The sequence below is a fragment of the Mesorhizobium sp. P2_B5 genome (genome assembly GCF_056404775.1).
The window spans coordinates 466969-488457 of the sequence record NZ_JBFUDJ010000003.1; the positions used below are offsets into that span (position 1 = coordinate 466969).

The following is a 21489-nucleotide window of genomic DNA, read 5'->3' on the forward strand; positions in this document are numbered from 1 at the left end:
TCAGCGGTATTCGAAGATCGACCGGAAAATGCCCGGCGCGATCACCGATAGCGGGTTTATGTCCAGCACCGGCTTGTTGGCGTTGCCTTTGAGCCGGTAGGTGACGCCGATCAGGCCGCGGTCGCGGCCATTGCCGAGCAGAGCGCCGACCAGCGGCAATTCGCCGAAGATGCGGTTGAGGCCATAGGCCGGCATGAACGTGCCGGTCATGTCCATATTGTTGTTCTGGTCGTAGAGCGTGCCCTGGAATGTGGTGCCGATGCGCGGACCGCGCAGGACGCCATTGGCCAGCTTCAGGTAACCGCTTCCCTTGTCGATCTCGGTAAAGCCGCGCTCGAACTTTACCCGCGAAGTGTCGATCTTGCCTTTGACCGCTTCGTTCAGGCTGCGGCTGTCGCCCGCCGGCGTCGTCGATACGATCGAAGCGAGCTTCGGTTCATTGACGATGAAGAAGTTGCTTGAGTCGACCTGACCCCGCATCGGCCCGTCGGCCGCGCCGCTGAGCGCCAGCGTGATCGAGCCGCCTTCCATGTGTTCGTAGATGTTGAGGAAGCGCAATATGGCGCCGGCGTCGGCCGACTTCATATTGAGCGCGCGCACGCCATTGCCTGCAGTGTTGCTGATGGTGATGGCGGCGCCTGAACTTGCCGTGGCGCTGACCTTGAGCCCGTTCACCTTGGAGCCGGCGGCGCTGTAGTCGAGCTTCAGATTGGACAGGACCTCGTCGTGGAACCCGGTCAGCGAAGTGACATCGGCGCTGACCGAAACCGCATCCGTGCCGGTGGTCTTGGTGGCGGTATCGACGTCGGAGGTGAACTGCTTGATCAGCGAGCGGGCGTCGAGCGCATTGCCGCTGACGTCAACGGCAAAGCCCTTGCCCGACCGCTTCACCGTCACCGCGACGTCGTCACCCCTGTTCAAAGCGACTTTGCTGAAGCGCGCCGAAGACAGCGCGCCCTTGACCAGGACGACATCGCCGTTCACCGAAAAGCTCTTTCCATCAAGGTCGAAATCGGACAGCGTTGTCGTATCGCCCGACTTCGCCATGGTGAAAGTGGCATTGGCGGGAATGCCCGGCCCCTTGCTCCAGCCTGCCCAGGGAATATCCAGCCTGGCGCTGGTCAGGTCGACCGCGACGTTCTGGCTGCCGTCGCCGCTCTTGTCGATCGCCACCTTGATGGTTCCCGAAATCAGCGGCGACAGGCCAGGCATGGCGGTGGCGCGTGTCTTGTCGTCGAGCACAAGCGCCACCTTGCGGCTGCGCGGCGGTCCGTCATCCCCGAGCGGCTCGATCAGATCGAGTTCAGCCGGAATGCCGTTCAGCTTCGCGTCGGCCGAGATCACCGCCTTGTCGGGCCCGACTTCGATCGAACCATCGGCCTCGGTTATCGTCTGGTCTTCGAACGGCTTGGCGAGCGACAGGTCCTTGTAGTCGAGTGTCACCAGCCAATCGAGCTTCGAGGTGTCGACACCGGACTGCAGCGGAATGTCGGCCTTGACGTGACCGGTCACCGTGCCGGACAGGTCGTCCGGCGCAATACCGACATGGCGCATTGCGTTGATCGGTTCGTAGGAAGCGAGTTCGGCGATGGCCGGCGCCTCGCCGGCGACGTCGATGTCGAGCGCGCCGATCACCGGCGGGTGGTTCGCCGCCTTCACCGACAGCGTGCCATTGCTTGCCGCCACGGTGCGGCCGCTCGGCATATAGACGCTGCCCGAGGACAGAGCTATGTCGACATCGTTGCCGTGGAACGAAACGACGCCGACGGCATCGCGTATCGGCGGGATGCGGCCGGCGGTGTCGAAGCGCGAGCCCTCGATCTGGAACCGGCCGAACACCTCGTCAGCCGAAAGCGGCACGCCGTTGCCGAGCCGCCCTGGCACGACCTGGAACTGCAGGCTGGCGTCGACGACACGGCCGCCAAACAGATTCTGCAGCACCCACAGCCGGGCATTCTTGGCGGAAAACCAGGGCCACAATTGCTTGACGTGTGAGACCGGCATGTCGTGGACGTTGAGCGACAGCGAAATGCCTGGCGGCCCGTTGTCGATGAAGGCAAGTGCGGCTGTGCCCAGCACCTCGCTGCCCGATCCCGACCTGATGCCGATCTGCTCGGCGACGAGCTTGCGGCTCCTCGTCTGATAGACGCCGGCGATGCGGGCGAAGAAATTCAGTGCCGGCTCGGGCGATACCGCCGGCGCCAGCGTCGATCCGTCGCTGGTCAGGTCGTAGCGGTAGGAAGGCTCCTCACCGGCCGCGCCGGTCGCCGGCTTGGGCCCGATCGAACCGGCGAAATTGAAAGTCGAACGGCCGGTCTTCAAAACCAGCCTGCCGACATCGATCTTGTTGGATCCGGAGACAAGCGTGGCGTCGACATCGACATCGGCCGGCAAAAGCCCGCGTGTGCCGAGGTCGAGCACCGAGCCGGTTAGCGACAGCGAGGCCGTCAGCCGGGAATCGCTTTCGCCCGAGCCTTCGGTCCCCGTCAGCTTCAAAGCGATCGCGCCGGTTTTCCCACCTGCCTCTGGCGTTGTCTGTGGAATGGCCGCCATGTCGATGGCCGCATTCAACGCAGTGACCCGCAGGGAGGTCGTATCGCGGGTGGCGGCAGCGGTGACCCTGAGCGCCCGGCCATCGATATCCGCCTCGGAGGAGAACTCCATGCTGCCCGGGCCCGACTGCAGCACGGTGGCATTGGCGATGTTGACCAGCTTGACCGAGCCGGCCTCGGGCAGTTCGAACTCGACATTCTTGAGATCGATCCGGCGCATCGAATCCTCGCGCACGGCATCGAGCGCATGGTTGACGTGACCGAAGACAGCGGCGGCCAGCTTTTCCGGATCGATGAGGCCGTCTTGATTGCGCAACTCGGCTGTCCAGTCGCCGCCCGACGGCATTGCCGCGGTGACAATGTGGGCGTCGGAAATCCTGGCGCTGGTCAGCCGCACCTCGCCCGAGAGCAGCGGTATCAGCCGGATGCCGAAACGCACACGCCCGGCGTCGGCCATCGGCTTGCCGTCGGCGGTCTTGACGCTGACGTCCTTGACCTGCAGCGCAATGAAGCTCGATCCGTCCAGTGTCAGCCGGGCCGGGCCGACGGCTACATTGACGTCGAAACCGGCGAGTTTCTCGATCGCCGCTTCGGCTTCCGCCCGCAGCCGCTCGCTGCCGATTCCGGTGGCGCCGATGACATAGACGGCGGCGGCGGCCAGCAGCACCAAGGCTGCGACGCCGGCAAACAGGCGGGCAAGGATGCGAAAGCCACGGCCCATCCGCGCCTTGCCGAGCGGCGGCACGCTGCAGGCAGACGGGAAAGTCCCCAGGTCGGTGATCTCGTCACGCCTGAACCGGATTTTCTCGGGCTGCGGTTCTTCCTGATCCACGCAATTTTCCGTTGTACGAATTCGATCGTGGACGAATCCCCGCTCGACACTATAACGATGCAGCCTGGCGCGTAACCTCAAACAAGGGCATCGATATGGCTGATCTCGACATTGGCGACGCTGCTCCGCAATTCGACCTGCCGCGCGATGGCGGCGGCTCGCTCAGCCTTGCCGCGTTGCGGGGAAAACCCGTCGTACTTTACTTCTATCCGCAGGACGACACCACAAGTTGCACCAATGAGGCGATCAGCTTTTCCCAGCTGAAGCCGGAGTTCGAAAAGGCCGGCGCCGTCGTGATCGGCCTATCGCCTGACAGCGTAAAGAAGCACGACAAATTCAAAACCAAATACGATCTCACCGTCGACCTGGTTGCCGACGAGGAGCGCAAAGTGATCGAGGCCTATAATCTGTGGGTCGAAAAGACGATGTATGGCCGCAACTATATGGGCGTCGAACGAGCGACGTTCCTGATCGGCAAGGACGGCCGGATCGCCGGCATCTGGCGCAAGGTCCGAGTAAAAGGTCATGCCGAAGCGGTGCTGGAGGCGGTGCGCGCGCTCTGACACGCCGCCGATCTCACCACCCTGCCCGCAACCCGCCACTCGTTTTGCGCGCAATCCTTGCCGGCCGGCACCACGGCAAAGCTTTGTTAACCCTAATAATGTGTAATCAGGCTTCGTTGGTGTCGTAATGAAAGCTTGGTCCCGTGAACCCAACCGGTCAGTCAGCGGTCTTCGGCAGGCGCAAGGAGCCCCATACGGTCATCATTGCGCGGGGCAATGAAATCCGACATTTCACCATTCGGCCGTGGCTCGTCGCCTTTCTTGGCTCGGCACTGGCGGCAATCGCCATCGGCTATCTGCTGGCAACCTCCTACCTGGTGCTGCGCGACGATCTGATCGGCGCCACCACGGCGCGGCAGGCGCGCATGCAGCAGGCTTATGAGGATCGCATCTCGGCATTGCGCGCCCAGGTCGACCGCATCACCAGCCGCCAGCTTCTCGACCAGAAACTGATGGAAACCAAAGTCAGCGAACTCCTCGATCGGCAGAGCCAGCTCAGCCAACGCCATGGTCGCCTCGGGCCGATTCTCGAACGGGCGGAAAATGAAGTCGGAACGCCGCCTGTCGCGGATGYGGCCGCCAAGCCCGACGAGCATGCCGAACTGACGGGCGGCGAGCCCCTGGCCTATTCGGTCGCCAGCCTCGGCTCGGGCGATACCAGGCCGTTCTCTTTGTGGTCGACCCGCTCCGATCCGCTGCCCAGCGAAACGGCGGCGGACCGTGCCGACAAACTGTTCGTCTCGATCAACGAATCGCTCAAGGCCATCGAGAGCCAGCAGCTCACCCGTATCGCCACGCTTGCCGACAATGCCTACAAGAACGCGGATGCCATCACCCAGGCGCTCGAGGCGGCCGGCCTGCCGGTCGACAGCGATTTCGGCAAAAACGAAAGCGATGTCGGCGGACCGTTGATCCCGCTGGACTCCTCAATGATGTTCGACAGCAAGGTCAAGGAACTCGACGACGCGCTGGATACGCTCGACCAGTTGAAGAAAGAGGCGCGGCGGCTGCCGCTTGCAAATCCCGCCCCCGGCCACTCCGTCACCAGCCCGTTCGGCGTACGCACCGACCCGATCCTTGGCACCGCGGCCCTGCATTCGGGCATGGATTTCCGCGCGCCGATCGGTATGGCGGCCAAGGTCACCGCTGCCGGTGTGGTCACCAAGGCCGGCTGGAACGGCGGCTATGGCCGCATGGTCGAGGTCGACCATGGCAACGGCTTTGCCACCCGCTATGGGCATTTGAGCGAAATCGATGTGGCCGTCGGTCAGAAGCTCGCCGCCGGCGACATTGTCGGCAAGACCGGCAGCAGCGGCCGCTCCACCGGCCCGCATCTGCACTATGAAGTCCGCCACAATGGCGAAGCCATCGACCCGCTCCGCTTCCTGACCGTCGGCAAGAAGGTCGAGCAGTACCTCTGAGGGTCAAGGCGACGAGTTGCTAGCCGACCTCGTTCTCGGCACCCTGCCTCACTGACTTCCGCGCCCGGACGTCGCGCTGGAGCCATAACAGTTCGCCATGCCTTTCGGCGTGAAGCATCCAACCGAAAGCCACCCAAGCACCCATGCCGCTATGATTTGTCCACCGCTCCCGGCGGCGCCTCGTTGACTCGGCTTCAGTTGTAGGATGATATGTATCACCCTATAGCCCAACATCATCTGACAGCCGCTAATGACCATCCATGCTCTTTCGCCAGATGCTATCGGTGCCCTGCAGGACGCTGTCGGGCCAAACGGCGTGACCGTCGATGCCGCCGGCATGGCGAAATATCTCGGCGACTGGTCGGGCGATCACCATGGCGCAGCACTGGCCGTGCTGCGGCCGGCTTCGGTGGCCGAGGTCCAGGCGGTGGTGCGGCTCTGCGCCTCGCTCGGGCTCGGCATCATCCCACAAGGCGGCAATACCGGCCTGGTGGCGGGCGCGATCGATATCGAGACCGCCGGCTCAGTGGTCGTCAGCCTGGAGCGGCTGAACGCCATCCGCCGCGTCGACGCCGACAATTTCGTGCTGCAGGCCGATGCCGGCTGCATCCTGCAGACCGTGAAGGACGCTGCCGACGAACAGGACTGCCTGTTTCCGCTGGCGCTTGGCGCCCAGGGCAGTTGCCAGATCGGCGGCAATGCGGCCAGCAACGCCGGCGGCATCAACGTGCTGCGCTACGGCATGGCGCGCGATCTCATCCTCGGCCTTGAAGTGGTGCTGCCGGACGGCGAGTTGTGGAACGGCTCTTCCGGCCTGCGCAAGAACAACACCGGCTATGATCTGAAGCAGCTGTTCATCGGCTCGGAAGGGACGCTCGGCATCATCACAGGCGTCGAACTGAAACTGTTTCCAAAACCGGTCCGGACCGAGACCGCCTATCTCGGCCTTGCCTCGTTCGAAGCGGCAATCGCGCTGTTTCGGCGGGCACGCCGCGCATTGGCCGATCTGATGTCGGCCTTCGAGATCATCGGTTCGGAATGCATCGCGCTGGCGCGCTTGATCGACGTCAACATGGTGTCGCCGGTCGAAGCGCCCGTCCATGTATTGATCGAACTGTCGGCCAGTGCTGCGATCGACCTGCGCACCCTTCTGGTCGATTTCCTGGCCGAGACCATGGAAAGTGGTCAAGTCATCGATGCCGTGCTTGCCGAAAGCAGCGCCCAGGCAAAATCCTTCTGGGCAATCCGCGAAGGGCTGGTCGAGGGGCAGGCCAAGCGTGGCTATCATGTGCGCACCGATCTTTCGGTGAGGATCTCGGATATCCCTGCCCTCATCGATCGGGCGCGCCGCTTCGTGGCGCAGGATCATCAGGGATGGCTGCCGCTGGCCTATGGCCATGCTGGCGACGGCAACATCCATTTCAACGTGCTGCCGCCGGAAGGCCTTGCCGAAAGCGAGGCCCGCATCCGAGGCACAGAGATCACCGCCGGGCTCTACCGGATCGCCAATTCGCTCGGCGGCTCGATCAGCGCCGAGCACGGCATCGGCCGCACCCGCCACCGCACCTTCATGGCAGGCCTGGCGCCTGCCCATCGCCGGCTCATCGGCACGTTGAAGAACGCCCTCGACCCGCAGGGCCTGATGAATCCCGGCTGCCTTCTGCCGGCAACGGAGACCGCTCCATGAAGCAAAGACTGGCCGCCATCGGCATTGTCGAAACGCTGCCGCATCGCGTCGCGACATTCCTCGGCCGCGAGATCGAATCGGGCGACCTCAGTCCGGGCACGCGGCTGCCGACGGAACAGGAGCTTTCGGAGAAATTCGGCGTCAGCCGCAATGTCGTGCGCGAAGCGATCGCGCAGCTCAGGGCCGACGGCATGATCGAGGCGCGGCAAGGCATCGGCGCCTTCGTGTTGGCGCCGGAGCAGCGGGCGTCGATCCGCATCGACGGCGAGGCGCTCAAAGAAGGCCAGAACATGGAGCGGCTGTTCGAGCTGCGCTGCATCCTCGAAGCCGAATCCGCAGCGCTTGCCGCCGAACGGCGTGGCCAGGAGCATCTCGACGCCATCAAGGCGGCGCTCGACCGCATGAGCGGCGAGGAACGCTGGGAAGAAGGCAGCATCGACGCCGATCTTCTGTTCCACCGTGAGATCGCGCGCGCCACCGGAAACAACTACATCCACACCTTCATTTCCTTCGTCTGCGAACAGATCCGCCGCTCGATCCACTACGCGCGGCAGACCAACCCGCTGCACGATCTGGTCGAGATCAATGTCGGCGAGCATGTGCGCATCTACGAGGCGCTGGTTGCCGGCGATCCCGCAGCGGCGGAAGCGGCCATGCGCGCCCACATCATCGGCGCGGCTGAGCGCGTCGGCGTCAAGTTGCCGGCCGCACGGCGCCTGCCCGCCAGCAAAGGGATTTAGCCATGCCGCTCGGAGGCGCTTACGCGATTTCGGATGTCTGCCTGCTGGTCGAGGACATCGGCCGGACCGTGGATTTCTATGTCGACAAACTCGGCTTCCGGCTGCGCCGCCGCGCCGAAGGCTTTGCCGATTTTCATGGCGAGGGCGTCACGCTCGCGGCGTGGGAGATCGACCACATCAGCCAGCATACCGGCGTGTCGAAGCTCAGATCGCCGCGTCATGCGCACAAGGTTTGCGTGGCGGTCAAGCTCGATACGCCAGCCGATATCGACCGTTTGCACGGCGAGCTCAACGCTAGGGGCGTGCCGTTCCACGGCCCGCCGGAAAACTATGTCTGGAACGCGCGCTGCGCCTATTTCACCGACCCGGACGACACACTCTGGGAACTATACGCCTGGCTCGACGGCGGCCCCGGCGACTACCACGACGAACAGCCGTAGACGACAGCGCGCCGTGGGAGCGGTGCGCAATGAACAGAGCAACGCTTGCAACAGGAGCGAAAAATGAGTGGGAACAAGCGATACAACATGAACCGCCGCAGCTTCGTGACATCCGGCATTGCCGCCGTGGCAGCCGCATCGGCCGGGATGCAGCTGGTGCTGACGCCGGGCGCCAAGGCGGCCGGCAAGGTCGTCATCCAGTACGACTGGCTGGTGTCGAACGGACAGATCGGCGACATCGCCGCCGTCGCCAACGGCTATTTCAAAGACGCCGGCCTCGACGTGGAGTTCAGCCCGGGCGGTCCGAATTCCGCGACCGTGCCGCCGGTCGTCTCGGGTTCGGCCCAGCTCGGCCAGTTCTCCGAAACGCCGCAGCTCTTTGCCGCGCGCGCCAGCGGCGTGCCGGTCAAGATCATCGCCTGCGGCTTCCGCACCGGCCCCTATGCCTTCACCTCGAAGCCGGCCAAGCCGATCCGTGGCGTTGCCGACCTCAAGGGCAAGAAAATCGGCATCCAGCCGACGGCGCGCTTCGTCATCGACGAGATCCTGGCCAAGAACGGCATCGACCCCGCTGACGTCACGGTCGTCAATGTCGGCTTCGACAAGGCGCCGCTGGTGCGCGGCGATGTCGACGCCATCGGCGGCTGGATCACCAACACGCAGGCGCTGAGCGTCGTCGGCGACGACCGCATCGACCTCCTAGTTCGCGATCTCGGGCTGAGTTCCTACGCCGACGTCTATTTCGCAACCGACGCGGCGATCGAAAAGGATCCCGAGACGCTGGCCAAGTTCATCGGCGCCGTCGGCAAGGGCTGGGGCTGGGTGCATGCCAATCCGCAGGAAGCGGTGAAGAAAATGGTCGCCGCCTATCCGGAAATGGATCTCGGCTGGGAAGAAAAGACCGTCAATCTGGTGCTGAAGCTTTCCTTCGATGGCGCGACGGCCAAGGATGGCTGGGGAACTTTCGACCCGGCCTCGATCGAGGAGCAGCTGGCGCTGCTGGACAAGGTCGGCCAGTACCCCAACGGACGCCCCGCCGCAGCCGATGTCTACACCACAAAAATCCTCGAACTCTCGGCCGCAGAGCGGCCCAAGCTCGACGCGCCCGCGGCCTAGAGCATGATCCCAAAAAGTGGGAACCGGGTTTTGGAAAAGATCATGCTCCAGCAAAGCGTTAGATCAGCATGACGATCAAACGTCATGCTGATCTAACGGCGATCGCTATCGAGGCTCAGAGGCTGGATGTCGGCTATGGCGGCCGGCATTCGGCCGTCAAAGTGCTCTCCGGCCTCGACCTCACGGTTGCGGCCGGCTCGTTCCTGTCGATCCTCGGACCATCGGGCTGCGGCAAGTCGACCTTGCTCAGGGTCGTTGCCGATTTGCTCGACCCACTCGGCGGCACGATCAGCGTGCTTGGCGACACGCCGCATGCGGTGCGCTCTCGCCGGGATGTCGGCTTCGTCTTCCAGGATTCGACACTGCTGCCCTGGCGCAGCGTGCGCGACAATGTGCGTTTGCCGCTCGGTGTTGGGCAAGGCAGCCTGACGCGCCAGATCGAAGACCGCTCAGAGGAGTTGCTGGAGTTGATGGGTCTCGGCGGCTTTGGCGAGCGCCTGCCGCACCAGCTTTCCGGCGGCCAGCGGCAGCGCGTGGCGATCGCCCGCGCCCTGCTCGGGCAACCAAAGCTGCTGTTGATGGATGAGCCGTTCGGTGCGCTCGACGAAATCACCCGCGACCGCCTCAATGACGAGCTGCTGGCGCTGTGGCGGCGCACCGGCACGACTATCCTGTTCGTCACCCATTCGATCGCCGAGGCCGCCTATCTCGGCGAGCGGGTGATCGTGCTGGCCGCCGATCCCGGACGTCTGGTCAAGGATCTCGACATGTGGCCGTTCAAGCAAGACGGCAACCGCTGCTCGCGCGAGGATCCGGCAATCGTTGCCGCCATGGCGGACCTGCGCAAAGCCCTGGAACTGGCCTCATGAGACAGGAGCCTTTGCCACCCGCGCTGGCGATTGCGCTGCCCGTCCTGGGCGCCGCCTCCATTCTGTTCACCTGGCAGTTCCTGCTGCCCTGGCTCGGCGTTCCGGCCTATATCGTACCGACGCCGACAGCCATACTCGGCGTCTTCCAGAAGAGCTTTTCCCTGCTGCTCGGCAATCTCTGGCCGACGCTGATCGAGGCGCTGGCCGGCTTTGCCATCGGCAATCTCGCCGGCGTGCTGCTGGCGGTGCTGTTCGTACACAACCGCGTGCTGCAGGCCGCCTATTTTCCGATCGTGCTGTTCTTCAACACCATTCCGATCCTGGCGCTGTCGCCGATCATCATGCTGATCTTCGGGCTGGGCATGACGCCGAAGATCGTCATTGCGGCGGTGATCTGCTTCTTCCCGACGCTGGTCAACATGATCCGCGGCCTGGATTCGGCCAGCAGCAACGAGCACGAGCTGTTCCGCGTGCTGTCGGCGACACGCTGGGAAGTGTTCTGGAGCCTGCGCCTGCCGCGCGCGCTGCCGATGCTGTTCTCATCGCTCAGGATAGCCTCGGCGACCGCCGTGATCGGCGCCATTGTCGGCGAATGGATCGGCTCCGACAAAGGGCTCGGCGCACTGATCATCCAGGCGTCCTTCAACTACCAGTCGGACCGCCTCTACGCGGCGATCGTGCTGTCCTCGAGCCTGTCGATCGTGCTGTTCTGCCTCGTCGTGCTGATCGAACGCCTGGCGATCAGATACTGATCGCCGTCAGGCGGGATCGCGGTGCCGCCCATCACAGCCGGCTGCTCAGGATTTGACATGGATGTCTCGCGGGAATTTGGTCAGCGTCTCGTTGCCGGTCTCGGTCACCAGAATGGTCTCGCTGACCTCGATGCCCCAGCCATCCATCCACATGCCGAGAATGGAATGCACGACATTGCCGGGTTGCAGCACCGTCTTGTCGCCGGGCCGAAGGCTGATCGTGTGCTCGCCCCAGTCCGGCGGATAGGCGACGCCGATGGAGTAGCCGATGCGCGATTCCTTCTTCAGCCCGTAGCGCTGGATAACCTTGCGCCATGCGGATTCGACCGCTTCGGCCGATGTGCCTGGCCTGACCGCATCGAGCACCGCTCCCATGCCTTCGATCACCGCCTTTGCGGTGTCCGCGACACGCGTCGGTGTCTTGCCGAGCTGCATCGTCCTGGCGAGCCCGGCGGCGTAACGGCGGCAGACGCCGGCGAGTTCCAGCGCGATCGTCTCGTTCTTCCCGAACCGCCTGTCGCTCCACATGATGTGCGGCGCCGAAGCATTTTCGCCGCCGAGGATCGTCGGCGGCAGTGCCGTGATATCGCCGGCAAAATCAGGACTGCCGGCAATCTGCGCTGCCTGGATGGCGGCGATCGCATCGCATTCGCGCACGCCTGGCACGATCACTTCGAAGGCTCGTGCGACCGCTGCTTCGGCTAGCGTCGACGCCTTGCGCAGATAGGCGATCTCGGGCTCCGATTTGACCGCACGGATCCAGTTCACCAGGAGATCGGCGTCCTGCCATTTCGCGTTTGGCAATCCGGCGACGAGCCGGGCATGGGCCTTCGGCGAGAAATAGTAAGCTTCAAGCTCGATGCCGATGTGTCTGCCACCCCAGCCCTTGGCGACAACCCAGGCAGCGATCCAGTCCATCGGATGACGATCGGCTCGCTGGACATGGTCTTCGGGAAAGCCAATCACATTCTCAGGCTTCATCCAGGCCGTCAGCAGGCCGCCGGCCGCATCCATGGCGCGGCCGATCCAGACCGGCTCGGCCTCCTCATCGATCGGAACCAGAACCACTTGCGGCGTGTAGAACGACCAGCCGTCATAGGCGGTGATGTAATGCTGGTTGGCGACGTCGTTGACGATAAGCAGTTCGATCCTGCGCTTGGCCATCTCGGCGCGGATTTTTTTGAGCCGCTGCTGGTACTCGTCGCGCGCAAAAGGCAATTCGATCATCGGTTTCCTGCTGGATCATCGGCCGGGCGAAGCCCCGCGCCCGCCTGACGTCATTCACCATTGCGGTGGTTTTAACCCGGCTGCAATCGGCCAGCACAGCGCATGGGACAGGTCCTGCACCGCGTCCGGGACCGTCACAAATTATTTTTGAATTCCATTTGACTGAATAAATTGCCTGTGCAAGTCTCGTCTCTCCTAGGGAGAGGGAAATGGCACTGCGGGGAACCAACCAGGAGTTCGGACGGCCCTACAACCGGCGCATCGTGCTGGAGTCCATCCGCCTGCACGGCCCCATTGCCCGCGGCGACATTGCCAGCCGCGTCGGCCTCACCGTCCAGACCGTATCGACCATCGTTCGCGAGCTCGAAGAGCACGGCTATGTGCTGTCGCTGCGCGAAGAGCCGCGCGGGCGCGGACTGCCGCCGGCTACGCTCCGTATCAACCCTGAAGGCGGCTATGCCGTCGGCATCCACCTCACCCCGCTCGGCATCGACGCTGCGCTGATCAATCTCAGCGGCGATGTCATCGAAAGCACGCATCGCGAGGCGCCGCATGCAACGCCCGACCATGCCTTCGACCTGATCGGCGCCATGGTGCCCGAACTGACTGCATTGCGGCCCGGCGGCCGCGTGCTTGGCATCGGCATGGCGCTGCCCGGGCCTTTCGGCGTGGAATCGATGAGCTTCGTCGGCCCCACGACCATGGCCGGCTGGAAGGATGTCGCGCTGCCGGAGCGGCTGGCGGTATCGACCGGGCTGCCGGCCTTCTTCGAGACCGACATGGCGGCAGCTGCCATGGGCGAGCGCCTCTATGGCCTTGGGGCTGGCTATTCCGAATATTACTACCTCTATTTCGGCGTCGGCCTTGGCGGCGTCATCGTCCATGACGGCGCGGTGATGCGCGGCGCCTGGGGAAATGCGGGCGAAATCGGACACATCCCCGCCGTTCCCGGCGGCGAACTCTGTCCCTGCGGCAACCATGGCTGCCTCGAACGGTATCTCTCGCTCGAAGCACGTCGCCGCCGCAACATCAGCGACGCCGCATGGGTGGCCGAAGTTGCGCCGATCTTCCGCAACACGATCGTCACCATCGAGAATGTGTTCGATCCCGAAACCGTCATCCTCGGCGGGCTTGCGCCCACCGACCTGCTCGAAAAGCTGGTCGGCGCGGCAGGACAGCTTCCCAATTCGGTCTCGGCGCGGCGCGACCGCAAGACCCCGCGCGTGACGGTGGCGACCGGTGGCCAGCATTCGGTGCTGCGGGGCGCTGCCGCATTGGCAGTCTCCGGTGTGTTGTCGCCGCGGTTTGGCCAGATGTTCATCGCCGAGCGCGAGCGCCGATCAGACCTGTTGCACAGCAAGGGAGTGGCGGCATGACCGAACCGCTGCTGGTACTCGAAAACGTCACCAAGAATTACGGCGCCATCCAGGCGCTGAGAGGCATCAGCTTCTCGATCGGCAAGGGCGAGGTCGTGGCACTGCTCGGCGACAATGGCGCCGGCAAGTCGACACTGGTCAAGATCATCGCCGGCGGCCTCGAGCCGAGCTCCGGCCGCATGCTGTTCGAGGGCAAGGAATTTCTGGCGAAAACGCCGGCCGAGGCCAAGGCTGCCGGCATCGAGACCGTCTACCAGGACCTTTCGCTCTGCACCAATGTCGATGTCGTCGCCAATTTCTTCATGGGCCGCGAGATCACGCGCAAGGTGCTCGGCATTCCGATCCTCGACGAGCGCGCCATGGAAGCCGTCGTCGGCAAGGCACTTGCCAGTGCGGGCACCCGCATTCCGTCACTGCGCACCAATGTCGAGCACCTCTCGGGTGGCCAGCGCCAGGCGATCGAGCTCAACCGCTTCGTGCATTGGGGCGGCAAGCTCGTGCTGCTCGACGAGCCGTTCGCGGCCCTTGGCGTAGAACAGACCAGGCGCGGCCTCGAGATGATCCGCCAGGTGGCCAACCAGGGCATCGGCGTCGTCATCATTACCCATATCATGCAGCAGGCCTTCCAGGTCGCCGACCGGATCGTGGTGATCCGGCAAGGCGTCGTGGCCGGCGATGTCGCACGCAACAAAACAAGTCCCGATGCGGTGATCAACATGATCACCGGTGAGACGCTTGCCGGTGCCGGACCGGCAGGTTGAGGGACAAAAGAGGGGTCCGGTATAAAAGAGGAGCGAACGACATGAAGCGAATATTGGTTCTTGTCTTCGGTATCCTGGCACTGGCTCTTGCCTCGCTCACGCCGGCAATGTCCCAGACCAAGGGCACCGTCTACTATATGGTTCCGACCCTGCTCGATGAATTCCAGACCGGCTCGGTGAGCGCGCTGGAGCTGTTCCTCAAGCAGGTCGGCTATGAGGTGAAAACACTCAACGCCGACAACAAGACCGACGCGCAGCAATCCCAGATGAACGACGTCATTGCGTTGAAGCCTGCGGCGATCATCCTGGCCGCCGTCGATTTCAATGCGCTGAAGCCGTCCATCGAAGCAGCCCGTGCCGCCGGCATCCCGGTGGTCGAGTTCGACCGCCAGATCACCTCGACCCCGTCCGACTTCACCTCGGTGGCTGGCACCGTGGAGATCGGCTACGTCGCAGCCGAGCAGGCTGAAAAGCTTCTGAAAGCCAAGAACGGTTCGGTGAAGGGCAAGGTGTTGCAGGTGCTCGGCGATCCCGGTGACCCCTACACGCTCGACATCCAGAAAGGCTTTGAGGAGAAGATGAAGGCGTTCCCGGACGTCAAGATCATCTCGCTGCCCGCCATGCAGTGGGAAGCCAGCAACGCCGGCACCATCGTGGCCGACCAGATGCTGGCCAACCCCGACATCGACCTGATCTTCAGCCATGCCGCGCACCTCTCGGTCGCTGCCGTCGCCTCGCTCGAGGCCGCCGGCAAGAAGCCGGGGGACGTCATGCTGATGAGCTCGAACGGCGCTCCGGTCGGTCTCGACCTGATCCGCAAGGGCTGGCTCAATGTCGAAGTCGAGCAGCCGCTCTACGCGCAGGCTGCTGCCGTCGCCATGTTCATGGACAAGATCGCCGGCAAGCAGGAAATCAAGCCCGGCGAGTATGACGTGCTCGGCTTGAAGTCGACCGTGACCAAGGAAGCCTGGGGCCCGAACATCAAGATCCCGGGCGCCGCCATCACCAAGGAAAACGTCGACAATCCGGCCTTCTGGGGCAACCAGAAGCCGCCGACGGAAACCATCAAGCCGGTCGAATAGCCGCTTGCCAAGCGCTCCGGGCCGCCCAGGCTGTCCGGAGCCTGCCCTTTCACAACGCCGCGTCTGACAAGGACGCTGTGGCGAATTTGAAGCAGCGCCCTAGCCCGACAAAATCAATTTGATTTCGCGGGGGCGCCAACCGGATCAGCCCCATGAACCCGCGCACCCGCAAAGCCCTGGAGTTCGTCCTCGACAACCTCGTCTGGTTCATGCTGGTCTTTGTGTTGATCGTCTTTTCCATCTTTGTCCCGAACTACTTCCAGCTCGGCATCTTCGCCAACATCATCGAGGCTTCGAGCGTGCTCGGCGTGATGTCGATCGGCCTGTCGCTTGTCATCATTGCGGGCCACATGGACCTGTCGGTGGAATCGGTGGCGGCGCTCAGCGCCATGACGGTCGGCATCCTGTTCTGTTCGTCGGGCATCGGCATGGGCATACAACTCAGTCCGCAATGGCTGATGGTTCCGGTTTCGCTGCTCATTGCACTGGTCGTCGGCGGCATCATCGGCGCTTTCAACGGCTATCTCGTGGTCAAGGTGAAGATGAGCGCCTTCATCATCACGCTGGCATCCTACATCTGGGTGCGCGGCCTTGTGCTGGTCATCTCCGGCGGCCGCTCGGCGCAGGATCTGGCGCCGGCCATACGCTGGTTCGGCATCCAGCGCCTCGCCGGCCTGCCGCTGACCGCCTGGATCGCCGTCGCCAGTTTCATTCTCTTCTCATTGATCATGGCCAAGACGCCGTTCGGCCGCCACCTGGTGATGATCGGGGGCAACGAGACCGCGACCTTCCGTGCCGGCATCCGCGTCAACCGCAATCTGGTCATCGCCTTCGTGCTTGCCGGCGCCATTGCTGGGCTGGCCGGCTGGCTGCTCGCCATCCGCACTTCCGGCGCCACCGCCAATCTCGGCACCGGGCTGTTGTTCAACGCCTTTGCCGCCGTCGTCATTGGCGGCGTCAGCCTGAAAGGCGGCGTCGGCACTCTGCCCGGTGTCTATGCCGGCGTGCTATTGCTGTCCTCGATCAACACAGCGATCAACCTGATGGGCCTGCCAGCCAATTTTACCCAGGTGATCCACGGCCTGCTGGTGCTCGCCGCCGTGCTGCTCGACGCCTTCAAGCAAACCATTCGCCAAAGACTCGCATGAAAGGACGGCTCGAATGAGCGGACGGCTGCAAGACAAGGTCGCGCTGATCATCGGCAGCGCGCGCGGCATCGGCAAAGGCATTGCGCAGCGCTTTGCCGAGGAAGGCGCAAGGCTGATCCTAGCCGACAGCGAGGCCGAGGCAGGCCAGGCGACCGCCGACGAGCTCGGCGCTGCCTTCATTCGCACCGACATCTCGCTGATGGCCGATGCCGAAGCCGCGGTAGCGCTGGCGCTGAGCCATCATGATCGCCTCGACATCGTCGTGCAGAATGCCGGCATCTATCCCTGGCAGCTCATCGAAAACACCAGCCCGGACGATTGGGACCGGGTGATGGCGGTCAATCTGCGCGGCACCTTCAACGCCACGCTGGCGGCGCTGGCGCCAATGAAGGCGCAAGGCTATGGACGCATGCTCTACACCTCGTCGATCACCGGCCCGCATGTCACCAGCCCCGGCCACGGCCATTACGCCGCCAGCAAGGCCGGCATCAACGGCTTCATCCGCTCGGCGGCCCTGGAATTCTCCGGCTACGGCATCACGGTCAACGGCGTCGAGCCCGGCAACATCCTGACCGAGGCGATCGAGCTGCATCGCGGCGCCGCCTACATCAAGAACATGGAAGACTCGATTCCGCTCGGCCGCCTCGGCAGCCCGCGCGACGTCGCCAATGCCTTCCTGTTCCTCGCCTCCGACGACGCCAGCTACGTCACCGGCACGACCATAATCGTTGACGGCGGCCAGCTGCTGCCCGAAGGCAAGGATTTCCGGCTGCTGCCGCCGTGATCCTTGCATCGATGGGCAACGGACCGGACTGCGCCTCCTGACGACGAGAGGTCACTTCAGCGAAAGATACAGCGTTCCCTGCGTCGGCCAACTTCCCTTCTAAGTTGCATGGAACCCGAATACTTCTCGAAAGTTGTTCATCAAGTGCCTATCAAGGGAGGTACTTGTGAATGGCAGACAAGACCAGAACCAGCCATATCTACCAGCGGGCGCATGCTTTGGCCGAGGATGGTTTCCACCAGTCGCCGGCCGAGATTGTTGCCACGTTGCTGGCCGAGGGCTTTCCGGAAGCCACCGAGTTGCTGAACTCCGAAAACATCCGTGCCGATCTTCGCCGGGTTTGTAGTGCCGCGACCGCCAACGGCCGGTAAGTCGCCACGAACCTGGGACTTCGTTATTGGCGCGCATAAAGGCGACATCGGCGGGTTCCGGCCCGGCGCATGCTCCTTACGGCTGACTGCCAGCGCGATCAGCCGGGTTCTTGTACAGCAGCAATTCGGGCCGGTACTCGAAATGCATGGTGTCGTAGTGATACCAGCGCCCGCCCCAGATGAAGCCGTTTTTCTCAAACAGTTCCACGATTTGCAGCGGAATCCGGTTCCTGAACGCAATGTGGGCCTTCGGGTCGGCTTTGTTTCTGTTGTTGTACCAATAGTCGGAGAAACCGACATTGATATCGAAGGCTGCGCCGAAAGAGTGGACGCTCAACCGGTCGGTGCCGGCGATGGGCCGCCAGACGAAGCCGCCGCCAGGCTTGAGCCCGTAACGGCTTAGCTCCGCGGGCATCGCCTCCAGAGCATCCGAGACCTTGCCCAACCGGTCGTTGATGCCGAAAATCCTGGTGACCTGCACGGTTTTCTTGGCAAGTTTCGGCAGCCATTTGACGTTGGCGATGTGCTTGCCCACTTCCGCGGCGCTTGCCCCGTAAAGCTTCTCGAAGAAAGCTTCGTTGCGGATACGGCCGGGATCGAAATCCTCCGCCGGGACCAGCGCGCCCTCCGCTGCCGTCGGATAGACGTAGCGAAACATGTCTTCGATGTCGGGACTCTCCAGCAGCCCCTCGGCGTCGCGCGCCTTGCCGTCGTCCCACACCATCGTGGTGCCGTCGGTCCAGATCAAAACATTACCCGAGATGGTGAAGAGTCCGGGATAGGCCTTGAGCAAGGCCGCCTTGGCAGCCGGCTGGTCGACACCGCCGCCGGCCTCTGTCGCATAGGCGAGGCGCCCGGTGCCACAAATTGCCAACACGATCATCAGCTGAAGCAGCAGGCGCTTGGGATCGTCGATCATTGTCCTGCCTCTCCGGAGAACCAATCGATTGCTGACCAGGACCCTTATCAAATCCGGAATGATGGCGGCAGCTCCCCGGCCAGAAAACGGGAAATCAGCTCATGCCGGCTGTTGGCAATGGCTTTCGTTCATCTTGCGTTTGGCAAGGCTGCTGTAAGATGGCGCGTGAATCAAAAAGGGAGACAAATCGTGTCAAAAACCTCCAGCGCCCTGATCCGGATGGCGTTCACATTCATTTGCCTGGTTGGCCTTGTCTCGGCCGCCTCTATTCTTTTCCCGGCCACCGCGTCGGCCCAGCGCATGCAGCGATGCGCTGACGAGGGTGGCATCTGCCGCCTGCCCTATCCAGCCGAAGTGGTCTATGGCGCGCGCGGCCAGACCACCTCCCGCTTTTTCGACCGTCCCGCCGTGCCCTGCTCAAATCGCGTCTTTGGCGATCCCGCGCCCGGCCGCGACAAGGCCTGCTACATCGTGAGGCGCGGCGGCGGTAACGATTATGGCGACAATGACGATGACAATTACGGTGACGACGACTACGGCCAGGGTCGCGGCAGGTGGGTGGCCTGCGCCAGGGAGAATCAGTACTGCGATTTCCGTGGCCGCAAACTGGTCCGCTACGGCGCGCGCGGTCAGTTCACGCAAGGCGTTTTCAGGAACGGCGTTAGATGCAGCCTCGACGCCTTTGGCGAGGACCCCATCCGCCGCGTGAAGAAGAGCTGCTACATCAGGCAGTAGACTGGTAACACCGGCAGAAACGCGGGCGCGGCCGGTTGTGGCCGCGTCCTGCCACCGATCATACGCAGCTGAGTTGCGAACGTGAAAGCGATGGACGTCGAGGCCTGGGCCGGCGTGCGGGATATGGTGGGCGATGACGGGCTCGAACCGCCGACATCTTCGGTGTAAACGAAGCGCTCTACCAACTGAGCTAATCGCCCGCTCCGGGCCGGACCTTTAAGCGGTCGCAACCGGCTTCGCAAGGCCAAATGAGCAGGTGCGAGCTTAGCCGCATAGCGGTTTTCCCGGGCAAAGTGCCGCCCGTCAAAAAACCTTCTCCTGTTTGCTGTTATGCTGTCCGGGTACGCTTGACACCCGGTGGCGAACCCCTTATCCACCGCCCCAACGACGAACACGGCTGACACGTGCTCGTCCATGCGCGGGTGTAGCTCAGTTGGTTAGAGTGCCGGCCTGTCACGCCGGAGGTCGCGGGTTCGAGCCCCGTCACTCGCGCCATTTCTCTTCAAGGGTCACGATCCTTGGTGCCGGAGAAATGTCGACGTTGATGTCAAAATGTCTCCTTGGATGCATTGATTCAGATCGATCGCCTTGCAGCGATCAATGGCAGCGCCCGGTGTAGCTCAGAGTGCCGGCCTGTCACGCCGGAGGTCGCGGGCTCGAGCCCCGCTCGCACCACTTCCCTCGACGACTTCCGATTCCCGCCTGTAGATCAGGCGGACGACCAGACCGATGTATCCGAGCTGAAGGATAACCATTGCAAGAACAGCCCAGCCGAGCGCCTTCCAGACGGAGCCAGTTGCCATGTCGGCCCAGATCGCAACGACGAACGACGTTGCGAACATGCCCACCAGAAATTGCGGAAAATACATAATGGCCCAACACCCAATGTTTCGGCGATTCAGGCGGCTTTTTAAATCGGCACCTAAGAGCCCGCCGCTTCATTTTGAGAAGCAGCGGGCCCCAATCGCCCCCCGGCTTGCCAGGAGCGATGGATGCCCCCGGCGTTGCTGACAGTGCAATTGCGGTGCCAGACACGGTGACCCATTACCGGACATCTATGCCAATGGCGCAAGACCGGATTGCCGATTAACATTACCTGTGGCTAATATGCCACCCTGACCGGAAGGGACCAAGGTGGCGCGGTTTCTGGCAGGCTTGTTGGCAGCGACGCTGGTGGCGTCGGAAGGCCGATGCTGGTCCAAGGACACCAACAAGCAAATCTCCGAAGACGCACTGAGAACGATCAGCGCTCAGATGTATTCCGGCATCCTGAGCCAGGAATGCATGCAGGGACGGCGCTACCCGCAAAGCCGCATCAAGAATGGTTTCAAAAGGCACTTCGAGGAAATGAGGCTGCGGTTGATCGCGGACGGGTACACAATCTTGCCCGATGTGACAGAGAGCAATTCACAGTGGACTCGTTCGGAGATGGCTTTTGACGCGAGACGGCGGCTTGGCATGCCGCGCCAATTCGGCTGTCTCGATGCATATTGGCTCGACGACGATCCAGACTGGTAAGGCCCTATATGGGACGTGGTCGAGATCAAACCTTCGCCAGCAGCGCAGGTTCGAGGCCCCGTCACTCGCGCCACTTCTCAATCAGTTCGCTGATTTGAAGTGGCCGCAAGTCTGAATGCCAAGGCATTCATTCAAAGATATCGCGCAATATCGGGCCGGGCTGCAAGCAGCAGGCCGATCATCTCCTTTGCCGCCAGGGCATGCTTAGCATCGCCGTCCTCTGCCACGTGGCTGGCCTGGTTCGCCAGCGTGAATGCAGCGCTGCGCAGATAAACGATCGATCCAGAACGCGGCGGCACGGCGACGTTGAAAATCGCGGGGAGGGCGATCGCAGCAGTCAGCGCGACGAGGCCAAGGATCCATCCCTCATAATACCAGATGCCGCAAACCGCTCCGACCAACTCGATGAAGCAGATGCCGATCAGGCTCATCAGCCAAGACGGGGTCATGTCGGCTTGATAGGAATTGGGCTCGGGAGCAGAGCCGGCCATTTTCGTCGCCGTCTCGGCAAGCGTCGAGACGAATGACAGGCACTTTCCCGCAAGCAAGGCGCCGATGACCAGTGCAACCCAGAGCATCGAACACCTCCTTGCGCT

The 21489-nt window shown here is 63.1% G+C and carries 20 protein-coding genes and 3 tRNA genes; 18 read left to right on the forward strand and 5 right to left on the reverse strand.

What is annotated here, in order from left to right; genetic code table 11:
- On the reverse strand, nt 1-3384 hold the full coding sequence (locus AC1D1N_RS15025; protein WP_436259703.1) for a hypothetical protein: 3384 nt from the start codon (nt 3382-3384) through the stop codon (nt 1-3).
- 95 nt (nt 3385-3479) lie between these two features.
- Between AC1D1N_RS15025 and AC1D1N_RS15030 the strand changes: the two genes are divergently transcribed.
- From AC1D1N_RS15030 to AC1D1N_RS15065, 8 genes are all read left to right on the forward strand, one after another.
- Complete coding sequence (locus AC1D1N_RS15030) at nt 3480-3947, forward strand: peroxiredoxin (protein WP_192253484.1); 468 nt, start codon at nt 3480-3482, stop codon at nt 3945-3947.
- 143 nt (nt 3948-4090) lie between these two features.
- Nucleotides 4091-5368: a M23 family metallopeptidase gene (locus AC1D1N_RS15035; protein ID WP_477349364.1), complete on the forward strand. Its 1278-nt coding sequence runs from the start codon at nt 4091-4093 to the stop codon at nt 5366-5368.
- A 250-nt stretch (nt 5369-5618) separates the two neighbouring features.
- Nucleotides 5619-7055, forward strand: a complete 1437-nt coding sequence (locus AC1D1N_RS15040; protein WP_477349366.1) for an FAD-binding oxidoreductase — start codon at nt 5619-5621, stop codon at nt 7053-7055.
- Entirely contained in the window at nt 7052-7795 is a 744-nt protein-coding gene (locus tag AC1D1N_RS15045; RefSeq protein ID WP_477349368.1) for a FadR/GntR family transcriptional regulator, read from the forward strand. The genes AC1D1N_RS15040 and AC1D1N_RS15045 overlap by 4 nt, the downstream gene beginning before the upstream one ends.
- A gap of 2 nt (nt 7796-7797) precedes the next feature.
- The gene (locus AC1D1N_RS15050; RefSeq protein ID WP_112561397.1) at nt 7798-8235 is read left to right on the forward strand and encodes a VOC family protein; all 438 of its coding nucleotides are present in this window, start codon (nt 7798-7800) and stop codon (nt 8233-8235) included.
- Nucleotides 8236-8322: 87 nt separating this feature from the next.
- Entirely contained in the window at nt 8323-9351 is a 1029-nt protein-coding gene (locus AC1D1N_RS15055; RefSeq protein ID WP_477349524.1) for an ABC transporter substrate-binding protein, read from the forward strand.
- 68 nt (nt 9352-9419) lie between these two features.
- The gene (locus AC1D1N_RS15060) at nt 9420-10220 is read left to right on the forward strand and encodes an ABC transporter ATP-binding protein (RefSeq protein WP_477349370.1); all 801 of its coding nucleotides are present in this window, start codon (nt 9420-9422) and stop codon (nt 10218-10220) included.
- A complete protein-coding gene (locus AC1D1N_RS15065; protein ID WP_436259697.1) occupies nt 10217-10972 on the forward strand; it encodes an ABC transporter permease in 756 nt (251 codons plus the stop codon). The genes AC1D1N_RS15060 and AC1D1N_RS15065 overlap by 4 nt, the downstream gene beginning before the upstream one ends.
- Nucleotides 10973-11017: 45 nt before the next feature.
- Here AC1D1N_RS15065 and AC1D1N_RS15070 read toward each other — a convergent pair whose 3' ends face one another.
- The gene (locus tag AC1D1N_RS15070) at nt 11018-12199 is read right to left on the reverse strand and encodes a M24 family metallopeptidase (protein WP_477349372.1); all 1182 of its coding nucleotides are present in this window, start codon (nt 12197-12199) and stop codon (nt 11018-11020) included.
- Nucleotides 12200-12408: 209 nt separating this feature from the next.
- On the opposite strand from AC1D1N_RS15070, the gene AC1D1N_RS15075 reads away from it, so the two are divergent.
- The 6 genes from AC1D1N_RS15075 (at nt 12409) to AC1D1N_RS15100 (ending at nt 17721) form a co-directional block, all read left to right on the forward strand.
- The gene (locus tag AC1D1N_RS15075; protein ID WP_477349374.1) at nt 12409-13575 is read left to right on the forward strand and encodes an ROK family transcriptional regulator; all 1167 of its coding nucleotides are present in this window, start codon (nt 12409-12411) and stop codon (nt 13573-13575) included.
- Complete coding sequence (locus AC1D1N_RS15080) at nt 13572-14336, forward strand: ATP-binding cassette domain-containing protein (RefSeq protein ID WP_112561392.1); 765 nt, start codon at nt 13572-13574, stop codon at nt 14334-14336. Before AC1D1N_RS15075 ends, AC1D1N_RS15080 begins: the two co-directional genes overlap by 4 nt.
- 41 nt (nt 14337-14377) lie before the next feature.
- Nucleotides 14378-15418 carry a sugar ABC transporter substrate-binding protein gene (locus AC1D1N_RS15085; protein WP_112561391.1) on the forward strand — a complete coding sequence of 347 codons (1041 nt, stop codon included), beginning with the start codon at nt 14378-14380 and terminating at the stop codon, nt 15416-15418.
- Between the two features lie 152 nt (nt 15419-15570).
- Nucleotides 15571-16566, forward strand: coding sequence for an ABC transporter permease (locus tag AC1D1N_RS15090; protein WP_436259695.1), 996 nt, complete (start codon nt 15571-15573; stop codon nt 16564-16566).
- Nucleotides 16567-16579: 13 nt separating this feature from the next.
- The gene (locus AC1D1N_RS15095) at nt 16580-17350 is read left to right on the forward strand and encodes an SDR family oxidoreductase (RefSeq protein WP_436259694.1); all 771 of its coding nucleotides are present in this window, start codon (nt 16580-16582) and stop codon (nt 17348-17350) included.
- A gap of 170 nt (nt 17351-17520) precedes the next feature.
- Entirely contained in the window at nt 17521-17721 is a 201-nt protein-coding gene (locus AC1D1N_RS15100) for a hypothetical protein (protein ID WP_436259693.1), read from the forward strand.
- 76 nt (nt 17722-17797) lie between these two features.
- Here AC1D1N_RS15100 and AC1D1N_RS15105 read toward each other — a convergent pair whose 3' ends face one another.
- Entirely contained in the window at nt 17798-18640 is an 843-nt protein-coding gene (locus AC1D1N_RS15105) for a M15 family metallopeptidase (RefSeq protein WP_477349377.1), read from the reverse strand.
- A gap of 117 nt (nt 18641-18757) precedes the next feature.
- On the opposite strand from AC1D1N_RS15105, the gene AC1D1N_RS15110 reads away from it, so the two are divergent.
- A complete protein-coding gene (locus AC1D1N_RS15110) occupies nt 18758-19375 on the forward strand; it encodes a hypothetical protein (RefSeq protein WP_352559807.1) in 618 nt (205 codons plus the stop codon).
- Between the two features lie 124 nt (nt 19376-19499).
- Here AC1D1N_RS15110 and AC1D1N_RS15115 read toward each other — a convergent pair.
- Nucleotides 19500-19575: transfer RNA gene (locus AC1D1N_RS15115), tRNA-Val, on the reverse strand.
- 218 nt (nt 19576-19793) lie between these two features.
- Between AC1D1N_RS15115 and AC1D1N_RS15120 the strand changes: the two genes are divergently transcribed.
- From AC1D1N_RS15120 to AC1D1N_RS15130, 3 genes are all read left to right on the forward strand, one after another.
- Nucleotides 19794-19870, forward strand: a tRNA-Asp gene (locus AC1D1N_RS15120).
- Nucleotides 19871-19987: 117 nt separating this feature from the next.
- A tRNA-Asp gene (locus tag AC1D1N_RS15125) sits at nt 19988-20050 on the forward strand.
- Nucleotides 20051-20509: 459 nt separating this feature from the next.
- Complete coding sequence (locus AC1D1N_RS15130) at nt 20510-20893, forward strand: hypothetical protein (protein WP_477349379.1); 384 nt, start codon at nt 20510-20512, stop codon at nt 20891-20893.
- Between the two features lie 131 nt (nt 20894-21024).
- Here AC1D1N_RS15130 and AC1D1N_RS15135 read toward each other — a convergent pair whose 3' ends face one another.
- Nucleotides 21025-21471 (reverse strand): hypothetical protein, encoded by a 447-nt coding sequence (locus AC1D1N_RS15135; RefSeq protein WP_477349381.1) that lies wholly within the window; start codon nt 21469-21471, stop codon nt 21025-21027.
- Nucleotides 21472-21489: the final 18 nt, after the last annotated feature.